Source organism: Syntrophomonas sp. UBA5494 (assembly GCF_002426325.1).
Map to the genome: position 1 here is coordinate 43,302 of NZ_DIPG01000042.1, position 16,986 is coordinate 60,287.

A 16,986-nucleotide genomic window follows, 5' to 3' on the forward strand; every position below is an offset into this window, starting at 1 on the left:
GTGTAACACCCCTTACTTAATAATCTCGGATAGAGATAAAATCAGCCATATCCCCCAGATTTTCTGTTATCTGTGTCCTGGGAAGAAACTGCAGCTGACGTTTGGCTTTTTCCGCGTAATATTGGGCGGCGTAATAAGCGTAATCGATCCCCCCCGCATCGATGACCAGATCGAGTATAGTATCAGCCCTTTGAGTGCACTCCTCAGGAGACGACAACCATTGATGCAATTCCTGGCGATGGGGGCTGAAACGCAAAGCGTAAATGGTCGGAAGAGTAATAATACCCTGCCTCACATCACTGCCGGTCGGCTTCCCCAACACCTCTTCAGTAGCGACAAAATCCAATATGTCATCTGTCACCTGAAAGGCCATTCCCAAATAATAACCGTATTTTTGAAAAGCGGTTACTTCCCGGTTGCTGGCTGGCGTGAGCAGTGCCCCTAACTGGCAGCTCACGGAAATCAGCAAGGCGGTTTTCCGCTCGATGCGCCGCAGGTAATTTTTCAAGCCCACCTCAGTATTGTAAGCGCTCAACATCTGAATGATTTCGCCTTCGCATATTTTCATGCTGGTGTCGGCCAGAATGCTGATCATATCGCAGCGCTGATAAGCCGCCACCAGAGCCAGTGAGCGCGAAAAAATAAAATTGCCGGCGTTTATGGAGAGGCGGTTGCCCCACAGCCGTTTAACAGTATCAGTGCCCCGCCGGGTTTTGGAATCATCGATCACATCATCGTGCACCAGTGTAGCCATGTGAGTTAATTCCAGGGCCACTGCCAGCGGAATAATGTCCTCCAGCTCGTCCACAAAAACCCTGGCGGCCAGCAGGGCAAAAGCAGGGCGAAGCCGCTTGCCGCCAGCCTTAATGAGGTGGGTTGAAGCATCTTGCAATACCGCTAATGTGGTGTTGATGTTGTTCTCCAGGCTGCTTTCCACTATTTTCAGTTCATCAGCAACCGGGGCAAAGAATTCATTGGGTCCCATATGTCCCCCCGCATCTGTCAATTAAAATCATTATAATCCTTCATTCGACTGTTTCCAACCGAATCGAACTCTGTATTCTATGTGCTGATACTATTTGGGCTGGTCATAGCGCCTAAACAACTGGTGAGGCAGTTGCAATATATCCATTACCTTGCCCACCATAAAGTGCACCATATCCTGTATTCCCTCAGGATGATGGTAAAAGGCAGGCATGGCCGGCACAATTTGAGCACCCGCCTCTGCCAGCATGAGCATATTTTTTATATGAATTTTGTTCAATGGCGTTTCCCGGGGCACCACAACCAGTAAGCGGTTCTCTTTTAGCATGACATCAGCGGCCCGTTCCATCAGACTGCTGGCACTGCCATGGGCCAGCGCCGACAGGGTAGCCATAGTGCAGGGCATAATAACCATGGCATCATTTATATAAGAACCACTGGCCATTGGCGCCGCGATATTATCGTTGTCGTAAAAAAACAATCTGGGGCATGAGGAGCGCAGAGCATCCAGGGCTTGAGCCGCAGTTTCTTCCGGCATCAAGCCTCGCTCCTCTTCCATGACCATCTCAGCCGCCCGGCTTACGATCACATGAACCTCTCCCCCTGCGGCCAGCAATTCCCTGATCAGGACAATACCGTAAATAACCCCGCTGGCCCCGGTCAACCCGACCGTAAATCTCTTCATGGAGCACCCCCATACAGGATTTTGAGTTCCACAATCGTTTACATAATTCCCGCAATCAGCTTAATATATCTGCCAGGGTAGTGATAAAGATCAATAGACCCACATAGCGATTGATTTTAAAGGATGCGAAATTAACGCGGCTCATATTTTCGGGAGTGACTATCTTGTGTTCATAAAGCAGGATTACGGCCGCAATAGCTACCCCAATATAGTACCATCCCCCCAGACTCAATGCCAACCCGCTGGCGATCAAAAATAAGACCATCAATAGGTGCAGTACTTCAGAAAAGCGAAATGCGCCTTTGATGCCAAAGCGGGCTGGGACCGAATATAGCCCGTGTTTGCGGTCGAACTCTATATCCTGGCAGGCATAAGTGATGTCAAACCCAGCCACCCAGCAGGCTACCGCCAGGCTCAACAGGATAGGCTGCCAGTCCAAACGCCCGGTTACAGCCATCCAGGCGCCAACCGGTCCCATCCCTATGGCCAGGCCGAGAAGAACATGACACCACCAGGTAAAGCGTTTAGTGTAGGAATATCCCCATAATACCAGTACAGCGAGCGGGGCTAGTTTAACACATAAAGGATTGAGTTGGGAAGCAGCCAGAAAAAGCAATATCAGGCCGACTACCACCGCCCCCCAAACCAGGCTGAGCGGAAGCTGGCCCGAAGCCATCACCCAATGGGCGGTGCGGGGGTTGGCCTGATCCAGATGGCGGTCTATGATACGGTTGAGGCACAAAGCAGAGGTACGTGCGCTGATCATAGCCAGAGTAATCCAGCCCAATTGCCCCGGACTGGGAATCCCTGAAATCGCCAAAAACGACCCCAGATATGCAAACGGCAAGCCAAATAAGGTATGGCCGAAATCAATCATCTTTAAGAATTTAACCATTTTGTTCAAAGGTACAGATCTCCTGTTACAGAAATGCCCGGATATCACCGGGGAGATAACACCGTCCCGCTGATTGGCATGATAAAAGGCCTGCGGGCCAGCAGGCCAATGTCGCATTTATCAATGCGCTCTATATGCAAATCGTTTAAATCGCTGCCCGGGCCAAATGGCCGTTGAGGTAATCCTGGATGAGCAGTTCCAAGGCAGTACCGCTCAACATTGATCCCTGATTGATGTAGTGAAACAACTCCTGGCTCTTGTTACAGTGGATCTTAATGGTTTCAGATATAAAGCCCTGCGGGGCTTGCCCTTCCAAAGCCATACCGACATGGAATCCCAACCGGGCATACCACATAACGGCATCCGGCGCTATATCCTTCAAACGTGCGGCGGTCAAAAAGGCGGCCTGGTAGAGCGAAGCCCTGGTTTTGGCCACTACCTGCTCAGGCGCGGTCTGAAGCTTATGCTTCATGACCATCCCTTCGTTCATTTGTCCAATGGTATTTGAGAACACGTCCAAAAGATGATCAGCGCCAATCTCCACCAGCATCTTTAATATGCACCCGAATATATAGTCTCCTATCAAGATGGAGAACTGCATGTTCTGATCATATACCTGGCCTTCTTCATCATCCCCCACCAATTCATGAATAAAGCTGGCCAGGTAGGTCATCTTGAATACAGCCGCCATTTTTACGGAATATTCTCGTTGATGGCCCAAGTCACGATACACCGCCAAGACTGCCCGGGACAGTTGATCCCAGGTGTTCTCCTGAGCCGCCTGATCGACATAAGCCTGGATAGCATTCCACCACGGCAATAGCCGTTTTTGTACTACCCGGTTGACCTCGTCCAAATCTTGTCTAATCTCACGTTCCACCATAAGTCCCCCCACTAACCCTTATGCGTTTGATTATCTTTATCAATTTATTCATATATATCTGTCTGATTATATTCTAAACCATCGTCGGGGAAATACGTCTTCGCAATTATTTCCTGTTAGATGTGGCTCTTTCTTATTATCTGCTATTAATTATATAGAAAATATGCGGCTTTAACAGTCCGAATTTTACTTCAGCATAAAACAAGGCCTTACTTGTACTGGTGTCAAGTAAGGCCTTTCAGGTTGATTGAGCGCTAACGTTTAACTTACATCGGTCTACTAAAATAGTATCCCTCCTAAATATTTACCACCAGGCGCTCCTTCTTCTGGCTCTGAACCGTTCCCCGCTTCACTTCTGATGCCGTTACATGGGTAGCCCCAAATTTCTCAGCCAGGTAGTTACAGGCATCCCAGGGGTTAACCGATTCGCCGCAGGTAAATACATCTACTGCTGCATATCCCAACTCCGGCCAGGTATGAATTGCCAGGTGCGACTCTGAAATAACAACGACTCCACTGACTCCTTGCGGGCTAAACTTGTGAAAAACAACCTCTCTCACTTCAGCTCCAGCCTCCAAAGCAGCATTTATCATGATATCTTCCACTTGAGCGATATCATTCAATACTTCAAATTGACAGCCATATACTTCGGCTAGTACATGTCGCCCTAAAGACTGCAATCATGTCGCCTCCCTTTTCATTTATTTTTGTGCTCCCAAACCTCCTTAATGTAGTCGTTAAAACGCACATGTAGAATTTTAGCATAATTTTGTGCATTGTCAATAAAAATAATGTTATATTCCAGGAAAATATGCCCTATTACTCGATAACATCCTCTGAGCCAAAAATACTATTCAATTACTATAATATGCTCTAATTTTTAAAAGTATTTATCCTGGTATAATATATAAATATTCTTTATGTATTTTTATTTTATTGTTATGCGACTAAAAGTAGGACACCTGAAAATGACTGGTAAAGACCACTCTATTATTCTACATCAATCCAGTCCATGTATGAGGTTGTTTATAGCGTGAATAAATTCCTTTTGATTGCCTTCCCCCAGCAAGTCATAGAGCAAAGCGTTGAATTCATATTTTATCTCCACAATCTGAGCCGCCACTTCGGCGCCCTTTTCGGTAATAAACACCCTGATGGCACGCCGATCCTGGGGATCAAGACGTCTTTCCACCAGTTCATCTTTCTCCAGTTTGTCAACCAGAACCGTCATGGAAGAACTGTCAATGAGGGTCCGGCTGCCGATTTCTTTTAAGGTGATGCCGTTCTCCTCCTGTAAACAAAAAAGGATAAAGCTCTGGGGGATCGTGATCCCGAACTCCTCCAGCCGGCTACCCAAGTGTTTATCGATCTTTTTCATAGTAGCCCGCAGGTTGAAACCGATAAAGGCATTCAAACCATTCATGAGATTACTCCTCTCTTCACATGCAAATGGTCTCTCTCTTTCTGAACCACTTTATACCATATTATAAAAGCATGTATGTTTATAAAACAAGCAATTCCTCTTCAAAACAGCAGATTTGCCGTTATCTCACCATTATTTGCTGACTGTTGCCGGCTGCGGCTTTTTATTGGTTAGAAAATGCCTTGAAGTAGACCACACTTCGTGCTATCTTATTAGCATCGTAAACGATTAACCTGCGAAAAGAGCATTTGCGGGGATGATGGTCCAAATCAGCTCAGGCTCTTTGAAAACGGGCCCCTCCCCAATAGGATTCAGGAGTTGCCCGGCTGAAGAACCACATAAAAGGGGTTGCCGGTTTTCCCTGCGAAGGAAATTTAGCAGGCCCGGGGATCAACAAGGGCAAGACTCAAAAGCCTCCGTCCCTTGGGGTATGGAGGTTTTTATATTGGGAAAAATCGTGTAGTAGGGGGTATGACGATGACTGTTATGAAAAAGCGTATCTTAACCGGCGACCGTCCGACAGGAAAACTGCATCTCGGTCATTATGTGGGCAGTTTAGCCAACCGGGTGAAACTTCAACATGATTATGAAAGTTTCATTATAATTGCCGATGTTCAAGCCTTGACCACTCACTGGGAAAAAGATGAAAACCTCGCCAGGGATATTTACGATATTACCCTGGACTACCTGGCGGCAGGGTTGGACCCCGGACTGGCCACTATATTCTTACAGAGCATGATCCCGGAGATTCACGAATTGACCATGTATTACTCCATGTTTACCTCGGTCAACGTTTTGCGCCACAACCCCACAGTTAAGAGTGAAGCCGCCCAGCATGGTTTTAAGGACATGACCTATGGATTCCTAGGTTATCCGCTCAGTCAGGCTGCTGACATCAGTATTTTTAAAGCTCATCTGGTGCCGGTTGGCGAGGACCAGATCCCGCATATTGAACTGGCCCGCAAGATCGTACGTCGCTTTAACGATATTTACCAGCCGGTACTGGTAGAACCGGAGGCCCTGGTTGGCGCCACCCCTCGCCTGGTAGGTCTGGATGGCAAAAATAAGATGAGCAAAAGCCTGAATAATGCCGTCTATTTGTCGGATAAGCCTGAGGTGGTGCAAGAAAAGGTAAGAAATGCGGTCACCGATCCAGCCCGTATACGCAAGACCGATCCGGGGCATCCTGAGATTTGCACGGTTTTTGAATATCACCGCGTTTTCAATCCTGCCGAGGTTGCAGCCATAGAGTCGGATTGCCGTCAGGGCAAAATTGGATGTGTAGCCTGCAAAAAGAATCTGGCCGCGGTAATAAACCGGCTTCTCGATCCCATGCGTGAAACCAGAAGTTATTATGAGGCCCGCCCTGACGAAGTAAAAGACATTCTGCTGACTGGCACCGCTAAAGCTCATCAGGTGGCCCGTGAGACCATGTCGGAAGTCAGAGACGCCATGAAAATCGATTATTTTAAGCATGAATTTCCCCCGGCCTGTCCGGATCAATCTGAGGGCAGCTGAGGTTATTACCGGCAGTTAAAAAAGTCAGCGGACCCGGGGTTATTTTCCCAGCAGACTGCCCAGCCAGCGGGCGCAGCCGCCGGCATCAGTAGCCAGTATAAAGATGAGCAGCAAAACCAGCAGACCGATCATATTGTATTGCCATCGCTGCCGGTTGACCTTTTTAAAGGCTTCACTTTGCAAATAGTCTTCATACTTTCCCCGGCGTGATCTGCTTTTGTTCAAAATTCAGGCCTCCCGATTTATTGAGAATTGGACCTTGCGCAAGGCAAGAACCATTCCCGCTTGCGCTGACTTCTTTCTTCAAGATAAATGATAAAGCCCGGGTTTACAACCCTGAACAGTCTTGCAAAACCCCGGCAGTATGGGTTTAAGGGTTTTAGTCCGGCATCAGAAGCCTGGTTCAACAGCGGGTGGCATTGTACAAGTCATCCTTTACAGGTACAATTATTTATAATCGACATAATCGACATTTTAGGGAGTGAAGACATGCAGGCCGTTAAGGAATTCAGATTGACACTGGTAAAACAAGATAAGCATCTGCGCTTGCCGACGGTAACCTCTATCATTGTAGTGCAGAACTTATATGATATTCTCTTCCAATATCTCATAGATCCTGACCAGGAAAGCCGCCTTAAACAGCTGATCGAGTTGATGGAGTCGCATATCAAGAGCAAGAGCAGGGCTCCCTTTTCCATACCGATGGCAGAACTTGAATTCCTGGGCGAAGGTCTGGAGGAATTGAAGCTATTGAATTGGGCTGAGGTTGCAGTTACGGTGTTCCGCGTAGAAGTGTCGGGAGAGGATGAACCCGCTGAAGAAGACCTGGAGCCGATTTTTGATCTGCTTGAAGAATTATTGACATTTAAGCGGGTCGGTGACAGCGATCTCATCTATGTGTACCCTTCCCGCTTAACTATGTACTAATTTCCCGAACAAAGGCATTTTTAGAAGGCCAGTAATGCCTCCCTGATAATCTTGGCCCCCAATATGGAGGTGTTGTCTCCTTTTTCATAGGGGGGAGCAACCTCCACCAGATCAAAACCCACCACGTCTAATTCAGCCAGAGAGTGCAATACCCGCAGCAGTTCCCGGGATGAAAAACCACCGGGTTCCGGTGTGCCGGTGCCCGGTGCGAAGGCCGGATCCAGCACATCTATATCAAGGGTGACATATACCGGACGGCTGCCTGCCTGCTGCTTAACATCGTCCACCGCGTCTGACAACTGATCCAGGTATAATCTGGTGTTGGATTCGGCAAAAAGCAGTTCGTCCTCTGTAGCCGAGCGAATCCCCAGTTGATACAGCCGCCGCGGTCCGATAACCTCAACCACATGCCTCATTACGGTGGCATGCGATAATTCTTCTCCCAAATAGTCCTTTCTAAGGTCGGCATGGGCGTCCATTTGCACCACTACCAGATCGGGATAACGGCGTCTATAGGCTTTGATGACCGGCAGCGATACCAGGTGTTCTCCGCCTATGCACACGGTTTGTTTGTCCTGCTTGAGTATGGACTCCACGGTTTGCTCGATACGGTTAAGGCTTTCTGCTACATTGCCAAAAGGGACGACTATATCGCCGCCGTCATAGAAATTGATGTCCAATAACGAACGTTTCTGATAGATGCTGAACTCTTCAATACCCTCTGAGACCCCCCGTATGCGGGCGGGCGCCAGCCTGGTCCCCGGCCTGAAACTGGTGGTAGAGTCCATGGGCAGACCTAAAATCACCTTGGAGCAAACCTTATAATCGGGATGGGCCCCCATAAAACCGAAATTCTTTTCCAGCCAGGGTAATGGGTTATCCTGCATTTTTTATTCCTCAATGATCCGGCGTACAAAACCAGGCAGCTCAAAGGCCGCTTTATGCACCTGGGGATTATAATACTTGCATCCCTCCTGGTAATTGGTCAGCGGACGGCGCGGGTCGTGCTGCTTGGAGCCAACGGTAAAACTCCATAAGCCGCTGGGATAGGTGGGAACGCTGGCCAAATATAACTCGGTGATAGGAAAGGACTGTTTTATTCCTTGATAAGCCATTTTGATCACATCCGCATTAAAAAAAGGCGATTCACTTTGTACTACCAGAATGCCGTCTTCCTTTAAAGATGCAAAAACATTCTGATAGAATTCTGCCGAAAAAAGCTGCACCGCAGGGCCTACCGGCTCAGTCGAATCAACAATTACCACATCGAAGCGGGCCTGGTTTTCCCTCACATATTCGATTCCGTCTCTGATAGTTACTTCTGCTTTTGAATCACTGAAAGCGCAGCACAACTCCGGAAAAAAGTCCCGTGAAGCCTGAACCACATCTTCATCGATTTCCACCAGAATGCCTTTTTTCACCCCCGGATGGCGCACTACTTCACGCAGGGTGCCGCCGTCGCCGCCACCGATGATCAGCACCTGCTCCGGCCTGGGGTGTGCGTTTAAGGCTACCAGGGTTATCATTTCATGATATACCCATTCATCTTTTTCAGTGGTCTGAACCATGCCGTCCAAAAGCAGCATCCTGCCAAATTGCTCAGTTTCAACCACAGCCAGATGCTGATAACGGGTCTGTGCAGCCCGCAAGGTTTGGGTGACCTTGCAGCTAAACCCCAGAGAGGGGGTTTGATATTCGGTTACCCACAGTTCCAAATAAAATCCTCCTAACCGTATTCGAATATTCTGGTCTGGCCTTAGTACCACAAAGGAACCGCTGCGAAGGCACAACCGATCTTTTCGACCACATGTTCGGTAGCGGCGGTCTTAATCTCTGCAATTTCTATATTTCTCATGGCGAAGGCTTCTCGCACCATTTTCTCCACTATGGCTTCCGCTTCCGCCTGACTGCAGTGGCCTTCATACTCCATGATAACCCCAAAGCGATCATCCTTTTGGATACCCACCGCTACTGCTGCGGCAATCCTGGTGCCCGGCTCAGTACATGTAATGGTGCCATAGGCGATAGGCAACAGCGAACCCTCGGGGATAACCAGTTCCGGATCATACTGGCAGCCCGGCGGCAATATACTGCTCACTTTCAACAGGTTGGTGTTTCCAACCCGGGCCTTTAACAATGCGCCATCAAAGGCGGTAAGTTCTGTTTCTCCTTCGCAAGAAGCCGCAGTTAAAAAGTATTTCTTAGGCAATGGAAGCATTGCTGAACCTCCCCATATTTATTGACAACAGGTATATTATATCCAAATGCGGATTAAAATCAAACCATTTTCTAAGGCTGGAATGGGTATAAGAAAAGCCCGGTACATACCGGGCTCAGACCGTCGACAATAGCGAATAACTGCGTTGCTCAATAGGTCCGCTCAATCAACGTACTATTTGTACGCCTCAATCTCGGGCCTATTGAGCGCCTTGCTCTTCGCTTCCGTCGCTCGCTCTGCACAGCTTGTTGACAAAGTCGACAAGCTGCGCAGGTTATTGCCACTGTTTCATGAATTCCAGGAATGCGTTGACCGATTTGCGCCGGGATTTCTGACGCGGATAGATGACGTAGAAGTGGCGCTTGCTGCAGGCTTGGGCGATGTTCAAACTGCGGATCCTGGTAGTTGCCAGTCTTTTGACGGCCCAGGAGGAAACGATCGAAATCCCCATACCCGATTCCACTGCGGCCATAACCGCTTCAGTGCTGCCTGCTTCCATATAAACGCTGAGATCTTCTTTTTTAATTCCGCAGGACGAGAGCATCTCTTCCACCGCCTTCCTGGTTCCGGAACCCTTTTCTCTGAATATCCAGCGCTCTGAAATCAAGTCTGGCAAGACAACCTGCGTTGAGCGGGCCAGGCGGTGATCTGCCGGAACCACTACCACCAGCTCATCTTCCAGCCATTGAAAGCCTTCGATTTTTCGTATGTTTATCCAGCCGCCTACTATACCCAGATCCAGAACCCGATCCGCCACCAGGTTAATGACTTTCTCAGTATCGGCAATATCCATGGTCAGAGTTATACTGGAATAGCGGTCTTTAAAGTCCTTTAACAGGCGCGGCAAAATATACTGCCCGGGTATGGTACTGGCCCCGATATATAAGGTTCCTTTGCGGCCGTCCGCAACCTCCTCCATGGCTTTCTCGGTCTTATCCATGGCCTTAATGACCTCCCGGGCGCACTGATACAGGGTTTCACCTGCCTCGGTGGTCTTGAGGCGGCGCCCCGACCTTTCCAAAAGCAGAACCCCGTACATATCCTCCAAGGATTGAATCTGTTTGGTAACAGCCGGTTGGGATAAACCGAATTCATCGGCAGTACGGGACAAATTCTGGGTTTCCACTACTTTCACATAGGTTTTCAGCAGATTCAGATTCATTTATTCACCAGCCCGTAAAAAGATCATCAACGCAAAAAGCCTTCAATAATAGTATCGATGGCTTGCTGTTCGGTGAGTCCCAGAGACATGAGCTTGATCAATTGTTCACCGGCAATCCGGCCGATAGCTGCCTCATGAGTCAAAACCGCGTTGGCGTCCTCGGCCACCAATTGCGGAATGGCTCTGATCTTGGAATGATCCATTATGATGGAATCACACTCCACATGGCCGGCACAGTCAGCTTTGCCAATTAAAGCCGCCCGGAAGACCTGCTCGGAGTTCTCTTTGGCGACTGACCGCGATAACACCTGTCCGCTGCCCCCGGGACCATCGATATGCATCTCGACATGGGATTCGGCATGCTGATCGCCGTGGGTCAGCAGGCGTTCGATCATTTTCACATAACCCTTTTCTTGAATGTGAACCGTGGTGGTGCGAACAGCATCATCCACCCCGGCGATTTGCACCATTTCCATCTCTATAGTGGCGCCTTCCGCAACCTGTACGGTAGTGGTCGGATTGAGGATCTTTTTGCCCTGTCCACTTCCTTCGCCATAATGCTTTTCCACATATCTCAGCTTGCTGTGGGGATAAAGGATAAACTCATGTATGCCGTCATGCTGCGAATTCATGTGGCTGGAGTTGTGTATGCCACATCCGGCAATGATGGTGACATCGGCAGCCTCTCCGATGATAAAAGTATTATAGACCATGTCCGTAAGTCCTGATTTGGTGAGGATAACCGGAACATGCACGGTTTCTCCCTTGGTGCCGGGCGCCACTTCCAGATCGAAGCCCGGCTTGTCCTGTTTAGAGATGATCTGAATATTGGGCGAGGAATGACGCAGGGCCGGACTGCCGTCGATACGGATGTTGACGGCCCCCTGAGGCACTCCATCCAGGTTAGCTATGGTTTTCAAAAGGTTTGCCTGTATATCATCGAATTTCATAAGCCACTTCCCCGCTGCATTGTTCTTTCATTTTGCATTCGATCTCATCTCTGATGTGCGGCCAGATTTCTTCCGGAGTGCCGCGATGCACCAGCATACCGCTCTCCAGCACCAAAACCTCATCACAGATATGGAGCATATTCTCGTTATGGGTAATGATGATAGTGGTAAGCCGGGGATTCTTTTTATACTTTCCCACGATCACGGCGATAAGCTTCTGAATGGTCCACAGGTCAACCCCCGCCTCCGGTTCGTCCATAATGCTGATAACCGCCTCCCGGGCCAGGGTCTGTGCCATTTCAATGCGCTTCATCTCCCCGCCGCTCAATCCAGGTCCCACATCACGGTCCATATAGTCCTCGGGGCACAAGCCGACATCACGCAAAGTGCTGCGCAGGTGCAAGTTGTCAATCCCTGGGCGGGCGATACTGAGAAGATCTTTGACCGTCAAGCCCTTGAAGCGAGGCGGCTGCTGAAAAGCGTAAATAATGCCGAGCCGGGCCCTTTCACTGATACTGAGCGGGGTTATATCCTGGTCTTGCAGGTATATGCGCCCTTGACTGGGCATGTATATACCCATTATCAGCTTGGCCAAAGAAGTCTTGCCGCCGCCGTTGGGTCCGGTAATGCCATATACCTTGCCGGCTTCAAACTCAGCATTGATGTCGCGAATAATCTCACGGTTTTCCCCCTGGTTATTCTCCACAACCATGGTTAAATTTTCCAATCTCAGCATAATTAAGAACCTCCTGCTGGGTTATGACGAATATTAGGTATATATTAGCATAACCATTGGTTATGAGTCCAACACATCCGGGCCTTCGTTCAGTTCATCAATCACCACTGCCCGGGCCAGGTTGTAATCTACGGCAATACGATTATTGCCCAGCTTGACCAAAAACGGTCCCCGCAAGGGGTAACGGGCCACTAATTGAAATTCACTGCCCGGGCTCAGACCCATTTCTATCAATTGCTGGCTTCCCGCAACTCCGGTGTCGATGGAGGCAATGCGGGCTTTATCTCCGATTTTCAAGTTTTTCATGGTCTTCAACTCATTTACTCCCATCAAGGCAAGATTAGATTCAAGGCCACCCCGACCAAAAATGAGCTTATTGCCCCCATGGCCAGAATAAAGGCCAGCCTTTTTGCGCCCATCTCTTTAACAATCATGGTCATGACCGGCAGACAGGGCAGTGATAAAGCGATCATGGTGATGGCGATAGTAGCCTCCCTGGGGCTCAAGGACAGATTCAGCAAGACCAGGGGGGCCAGGTAGCGCTGGAATATAGTGATCAATACGGCCACCAGGGCTTCGGCCGGGATGCCGAAAAAAAACTGCGAAAAACCCTGCAGCCCTTTGAACCATTCCAAAACCCCGGTTTCCATCAGAGCGCGCAGGACGATATTCATCAGAAGCAGAAGCGGGAGCACCTCGGTAAAAAACCCCCCGGTTCTGGATATAACCTTTTGCCAGGTGTTTTTCCAGGCCGGAATGCGCAGCGGGGGCAGTTCATAGACAAAAGCCTCTTCCCGGGGCATCATGCGGCTCAGTCCGAAGCCTAACAGGAGCATAACGGCCAGCATGGTGGCTGCTACCACCCAGATATAGGCATGAAACTTGGCGATCACCGCAGCCATCACCCCCAGGGAGGCCGCACAGGGCACCACAATGCTCAAAAGCGTGGCGATAATAAAGCGTTCGGCCGCGTTAGGCAAAAGACTGGTGGCCATAATTGCCGGGGTTCGACAACCAAATCCCAGTGTCAAAGGTATGATGGCCTGCCCGGAAACACCGATAAAGCTGGTCACTCTCTCCAAAGCCACCGAATAGCGAGGCAGCAAGCCGGTATCTTCAAGGAGGGATATAAAGACGCTGACAATGATCATGGCCGGCATAATAATAGTAAAGGGAATCACCAGGCCTTCCGGTACGGCCTGGGACAGAACTTGGTTTACTATGCCCGGCGGCAGCACCCCCTGTATCAAGGCGGTTAATATATTGCTAAAAGGCTGTACTGCACTGCTGATAGGTTCTTCCAAGTAATGCACCAGGGTTACCATGACAGTAAACAGGCCGTAAGCCAGAGCCAGCAATAAAACTGTGCCGATAACCGGCTGATCGAGCCAACCCTGCACCGTCTCCAGGTAAGTCCTCCTTACCGCGGGCTGCTGCCGTACCGCCCGAGCGGCAAGGGTGCGGGCTCTTTCAATGGTCTCCCTGTCGATGGTTATAACATTATGCTGACACGCCTGGGCGCAATGCTGGCACTGGGATGAAGCCGAATCTTTGGAAAGCTTCTCCAACTGAAGGGGGTCGATGCTGATATCAGAATCAAGCGGCTGTTTAATCCACTGCATGAGCCGGTCTAGGCCCCTTCCCTCTCCATCCGGCAAGCCGATAACCGGGCATCCCAGTTCCCGGGCCAGAATCTCCGCATCGATTTCAATGCTTAAACTGGCGGCAATATCCATCTGGTTCAAGACCACAACAGCAGGCAGGCCCAGGGCCAGAACTTCCAGAGTCAGAACCAGATTGCGCTCCAGGTTGGCAGCGTCCACCACATTGACAATACGGAATCCGGTATTGTCCAATAATAAATCTCTTACTATGCCTGCACTGTCCCCAAGCCCATGCAGCGAATATATACCGGGCGTGTCGTAAAAGTAACTGTCGTCTTTATTCACAAAAGAAATCTTGTGGGATGTACCCGGATAGTTGGCCACCAGGAGTCTGGAGCCGGTCAATTGATTGATAAGGGCGCTTTTGCCCACATTGGGATTGCCTATGAAAATAGCCCGCATATATCACACCTCCATTCAGGCTAGAATGGTCGCCCATTATCAGGACTTGGTACAATTGGGGCAATAACCGAAAAATTTGAGGTCGTGGTCCACGATACGAAAGCCTTGCTTTTCAATATTTTTTTCCAATTCACACAGAAGGTCGTCCTTAATCTCAGTGATGCTTCCGCAGTTTACGCAGACCACGTGGTGATGGTGGTGCTCCCGGTCATCGGCCAATTCGTAGCGGTACTTGCCGCTGTCAAACATGCCTTTGTACAGTATCTCCAGACTGGCCAATTTCTCCAGGGTTCTGTAAACCGTGGCTATGCCTATATTAGGCCGCAGCAGCCGGGCTTGCTGTAAAACCTCTTCGGCGCTGAGGTGCTTGCCGCGGTTTCTGATCATCACCTCCAGGACTGTAGCCCTTTGGCCGGTGAGTTTATATTGGCTGGCATCCAACTTGGCTTTATAATGATCTCTGTGCATTGCGCCTGCTCCTCTTTGATAATAATTTTCATTTAATATAGTTAACTTGATAAGTTTTTTCAATCCCATAGGGTAAAAAAGCCGGGTCCGCGTCGCGGCCCCGGCCCTGTGCATATTCCTATTTTTCACGCAAATCCTTGATTTCGGCCTGTTGGTACAGCTGGTCCAGATAGGTGCTGACGGCCTGACTCCTTAGCGTCTCGATGATCTCGCTCCTGGCTTCGTCAAAGGGTATTATTCTTTCAGCCTGCTGACCGGTGGCTTTGATGATATGATAGCCGAATTCGCTCTTCACCGGCTGGGCAGTAATCTGGCCGGCTGAAAGGGACAGGGCGGCATTTAAAAATTCTGCCACCATAGGGGTATCCTGGTTGACCACACCCAGATCTCCTCCCCGGCTACTGCTCGGGCAGCTGGATTTCTGTCGGGCCAGTTCAGCGAAGTCAGCGCCGCCTTGCAGTTGTTTGATAATATCCTGGGCCTTTTCTTCAGTATCGACCAGTATATGAGATATTTTCATTCCCGCAGGCTCTTTATAAGTATCCTGGTTGGACTGGTAAAATTGCTGGGCTTGCTCTTCGGTGACCTGATTCTCTTCAGCGATATTGTTCTCAACCCGGCTGCGTAAGAGGCCCACTGCCAATTCCTGCTTTAGCTCGGGCTCGGTGATCTCGAAGTCTTTAAGCACCTGATCATATGCACTGGCACCGCCAGTGGACTCCTGCATAGCTTTAAAATCGGCCAGTTGCTTGTCCTGATCCGCATCGCTCAGTTGAATGCCCCGGGCCTTCGCTTCCTGGTCTATCAATTTCATCATTATCAATTGGTTGTAAGCGGTCTCTCTTATCTGGGGGAGAATGCTGTCATCGATCGTGACCTCCTGGGTGCTTCCCGATGAACGCTGCTGGATTTTATAGCTGCTGCTGATCAGTTTGATGCGGTTGTCGTATTCCTGCTGGGTGATCTTATCGCCATTGACTTCCGCAATCACCTTTTGAGCACCGTCGGATGCGCATCCAGCCACCAGGAGCATAGCTAATAACCCTGCTATGACCGCAATTTTCCGCATATTATAAATCCTCCTCATAATAAACCTCGGCTAAATCATTATAACATACTATGCAGTACAAACTTCCAACCCATATTCAGCCAAACATTGTCAAAAAATAGAAGAGGCCCCGCTGGGGACCTCTTGAAACTCAGGGATAATGCCTTTAAATTACACCACACCTTGAGCCAGCATGGCATCGGCTACTTTTAAGAAACCGGCTATATTGGCGCCTACCACCAGATTGTCCGGATATCCATATTCTGCGGCAGCTTCACTGGACTTCTTGTAGATGTTGATCATGATGTCTTTTAACTTGACATCCACTTCTTCAAAGGTCCAGGAATAACGCATGCTGTTTTGAGACATCTCCAAGGCTGAGCAGGCTACCCCGCCAGCATTGGCGGCCTTGGCCGGTCCAAACAATACGCCGTTGTCCTGGAATACCTTTACGGCTTCAGGGGTGCAGGGCATGTTGGCGCCTTCTGCCACCGCGATGCAGCCATTGGCCACCAGCTTATGGGCGGCTTCTTCATCCAGCTCGTTCTGGGTTGCACTGGGCAGGGCTATATCACAGGGCACTGACCAGATATCCGATCCGTTTTCGAAGAATTTGGCATCGGGATGGTCATTGAGATAATCTTTGACCCTTTTTCTTTCCACTTCTTTAAGCTGTTTTATTAATGGCAGGTCGATGCCGTTCTCATCCACGATATATCCGTTAGAATCGCTCATGGCCACCACTTTGGCGCCTAATTGAGTAGCTTTCTCCACAGCGTAGATGGCGACGTTCCCGGAACCGGATACCACCACGCGTTTTCCTGAAAAGCTCCCGGTCTTGGATTTAAGCATTTCCTCTGTAAAATAAACCAGTGCATATCCGGTGGCTTCGGTACGAACCAGGCTGCCCCCATAGGGCAGTCCTTTGCCGGTCAACACCCCTTCGAAGCGGTTGGTGAGGCGCTTGTATTGGCCATACATATACCCGATTTCCCGGCCGCCGACACCGATATCTCCTGCCGG

General features: G+C 49.5%; 20 protein-coding genes. 2 read left to right on the forward strand and 18 right to left on the reverse strand.

The genetic code is table 11. From position 1 onward, the window contains the following. Nucleotides 1–16 precede the first annotated feature (16 nt). The 6 genes from B3W37_RS04585 to B3W37_RS04610 form a co-directional block, all read right to left on the reverse strand. On the reverse strand, nucleotides 17–985 hold the full coding sequence (locus B3W37_RS04585; RefSeq protein ID WP_483174921.1) for a polyprenyl synthetase family protein: 969 nt from the start codon (nucleotides 983–985) through the stop codon (nucleotides 17–19). A gap of 90 nt (nucleotides 986–1,075) precedes the next feature. Next, nucleotides 1,076–1,669 (reverse strand): UbiX family flavin prenyltransferase, encoded by a 594-nt coding sequence (locus B3W37_RS04590; RefSeq protein WP_483174922.1) that lies wholly within the window; start codon nucleotides 1,667–1,669, stop codon nucleotides 1,076–1,078. A gap of 55 nt (nucleotides 1,670–1,724) precedes the next feature. Beyond that, entirely contained in the window at nucleotides 1,725–2,564 is an 840-nt protein-coding gene (locus B3W37_RS04595) for a UbiA-like polyprenyltransferase (RefSeq protein WP_483174938.1), read from the reverse strand. A 145-nt stretch (nucleotides 2,565–2,709) separates the two neighbouring features. Continuing rightward, nucleotides 2,710–3,447 (reverse strand): polyprenyl synthetase family protein, encoded by a 738-nt coding sequence (locus B3W37_RS04600; protein WP_483174923.1) that lies wholly within the window; start codon nucleotides 3,445–3,447, stop codon nucleotides 2,710–2,712. A 296-nt stretch (nucleotides 3,448–3,743) separates the two neighbouring features. After that, nucleotides 3,744–4,127, reverse strand: coding sequence for an adenosylmethionine decarboxylase (gene speD / locus B3W37_RS04605; RefSeq protein ID WP_481040448.1), 384 nt, complete (start codon nucleotides 4,125–4,127; stop codon nucleotides 3,744–3,746). 320 nt (nucleotides 4,128–4,447) lie between these two features. Next, nucleotides 4,448–4,870, reverse strand: a complete 423-nt coding sequence (locus B3W37_RS04610) for a MarR family winged helix-turn-helix transcriptional regulator (protein ID WP_481040450.1) — start codon at nucleotides 4,868–4,870, stop codon at nucleotides 4,448–4,450. Between the two features lie 486 nt (nucleotides 4,871–5,356). Between B3W37_RS04610 and trpS the strand changes: the two genes are divergently transcribed. After that, on the forward strand, nucleotides 5,357–6,388 hold the full coding sequence (gene trpS, locus B3W37_RS04615) for a tryptophan--tRNA ligase (RefSeq protein ID WP_483174939.1): 1,032 nt from the start codon (nucleotides 5,357–5,359) through the stop codon (nucleotides 6,386–6,388). A 39-nt stretch (nucleotides 6,389–6,427) separates the two neighbouring features. On the opposite strand, the gene B3W37_RS04620 is transcribed toward trpS, so the two are convergent. Beyond that, complete coding sequence (locus B3W37_RS04620; protein WP_481040451.1) at nucleotides 6,428–6,613, reverse strand: hypothetical protein; 186 nt, start codon at nucleotides 6,611–6,613, stop codon at nucleotides 6,428–6,430. Between the two features lie 87 nt (nucleotides 6,614–6,700). Here B3W37_RS04620 and B3W37_RS04625 point away from each other — a divergent pair, with 87 nt between their 5' ends. Continuing rightward, the gene (locus B3W37_RS04625) at nucleotides 6,701–7,315 is read left to right on the forward strand and encodes a hypothetical protein (RefSeq protein WP_481040453.1); all 615 of its coding nucleotides are present in this window, start codon (nucleotides 6,701–6,703) and stop codon (nucleotides 7,313–7,315) included. Nucleotides 7,316–7,335: 20 nt separating this feature from the next. On the opposite strand, the gene speB is transcribed toward B3W37_RS04625, so the two are convergent. From speB to B3W37_RS04680, 11 genes are all read right to left on the reverse strand, one after another. Beyond that, nucleotides 7,336–8,202: an agmatinase gene (speB, locus tag B3W37_RS04630; protein WP_483174924.1), complete on the reverse strand. Its 867-nt coding sequence runs from the start codon at nucleotides 8,200–8,202 to the stop codon at nucleotides 7,336–7,338. 3 nt (nucleotides 8,203–8,205) lie between these two features. Continuing rightward, nucleotides 8,206–9,030 carry a polyamine aminopropyltransferase gene (gene speE, locus B3W37_RS04635; protein WP_483174925.1) on the reverse strand — a complete coding sequence of 275 codons (825 nt, stop codon included), beginning with the start codon at nucleotides 9,028–9,030 and terminating at the stop codon, nucleotides 8,206–8,208. A gap of 41 nt (nucleotides 9,031–9,071) precedes the next feature. Beyond that, entirely contained in the window at nucleotides 9,072–9,533 is a 462-nt protein-coding gene (locus B3W37_RS04640) for a pyruvoyl-dependent arginine decarboxylase (protein WP_481040458.1), read from the reverse strand. Nucleotides 9,534–9,807: 274 nt separating this feature from the next. Then, the gene (locus B3W37_RS04645; RefSeq protein ID WP_481040460.1) at nucleotides 9,808–10,695 is read right to left on the reverse strand and encodes a selenium metabolism-associated LysR family transcriptional regulator; all 888 of its coding nucleotides are present in this window, start codon (nucleotides 10,693–10,695) and stop codon (nucleotides 9,808–9,810) included. Between the two features lie 26 nt (nucleotides 10,696–10,721). Further along, on the reverse strand, nucleotides 10,722–11,645 hold the full coding sequence (locus B3W37_RS04650; protein ID WP_483174927.1) for a SufB/SufD family protein: 924 nt from the start codon (nucleotides 11,643–11,645) through the stop codon (nucleotides 10,722–10,724). Continuing rightward, nucleotides 11,632–12,381, reverse strand: coding sequence for an ATP-binding cassette domain-containing protein (locus tag B3W37_RS04655; protein WP_481040464.1), 750 nt, complete (start codon nucleotides 12,379–12,381; stop codon nucleotides 11,632–11,634). The genes B3W37_RS04650 and B3W37_RS04655 overlap by 14 nt, the downstream gene beginning before the upstream one ends. Before the next feature lie 60 nt (nucleotides 12,382–12,441). Further along, nucleotides 12,442–12,687, reverse strand: a complete 246-nt coding sequence (locus tag B3W37_RS04660) for a FeoA family protein (RefSeq protein WP_481042980.1) — start codon at nucleotides 12,685–12,687, stop codon at nucleotides 12,442–12,444. 23 nt (nucleotides 12,688–12,710) lie between these two features. Next, nucleotides 12,711–14,447: a FeoB small GTPase domain-containing protein gene (locus B3W37_RS04665; RefSeq protein ID WP_483174928.1), complete on the reverse strand. Its 1,737-nt coding sequence runs from the start codon at nucleotides 14,445–14,447 to the stop codon at nucleotides 12,711–12,713. Nucleotides 14,448–14,486: 39 nt separating this feature from the next. After that, nucleotides 14,487–14,915 (reverse strand): Fur family transcriptional regulator, encoded by a 429-nt coding sequence (locus B3W37_RS04670; RefSeq protein WP_481040468.1) that lies wholly within the window; start codon nucleotides 14,913–14,915, stop codon nucleotides 14,487–14,489. Between the two features lie 118 nt (nucleotides 14,916–15,033). Continuing rightward, entirely contained in the window at nucleotides 15,034–15,984 is a 951-nt protein-coding gene (locus B3W37_RS04675) for a peptidyl-prolyl cis-trans isomerase (RefSeq protein WP_483174929.1), read from the reverse strand. 150 nt (nucleotides 15,985–16,134) lie between these two features. Then, nucleotides 16,135–16,986 (reverse strand): dehydrogenase family protein (locus B3W37_RS04680; RefSeq protein WP_483174930.1); only part of this gene is annotated, 852 nt, incomplete at its 5' end.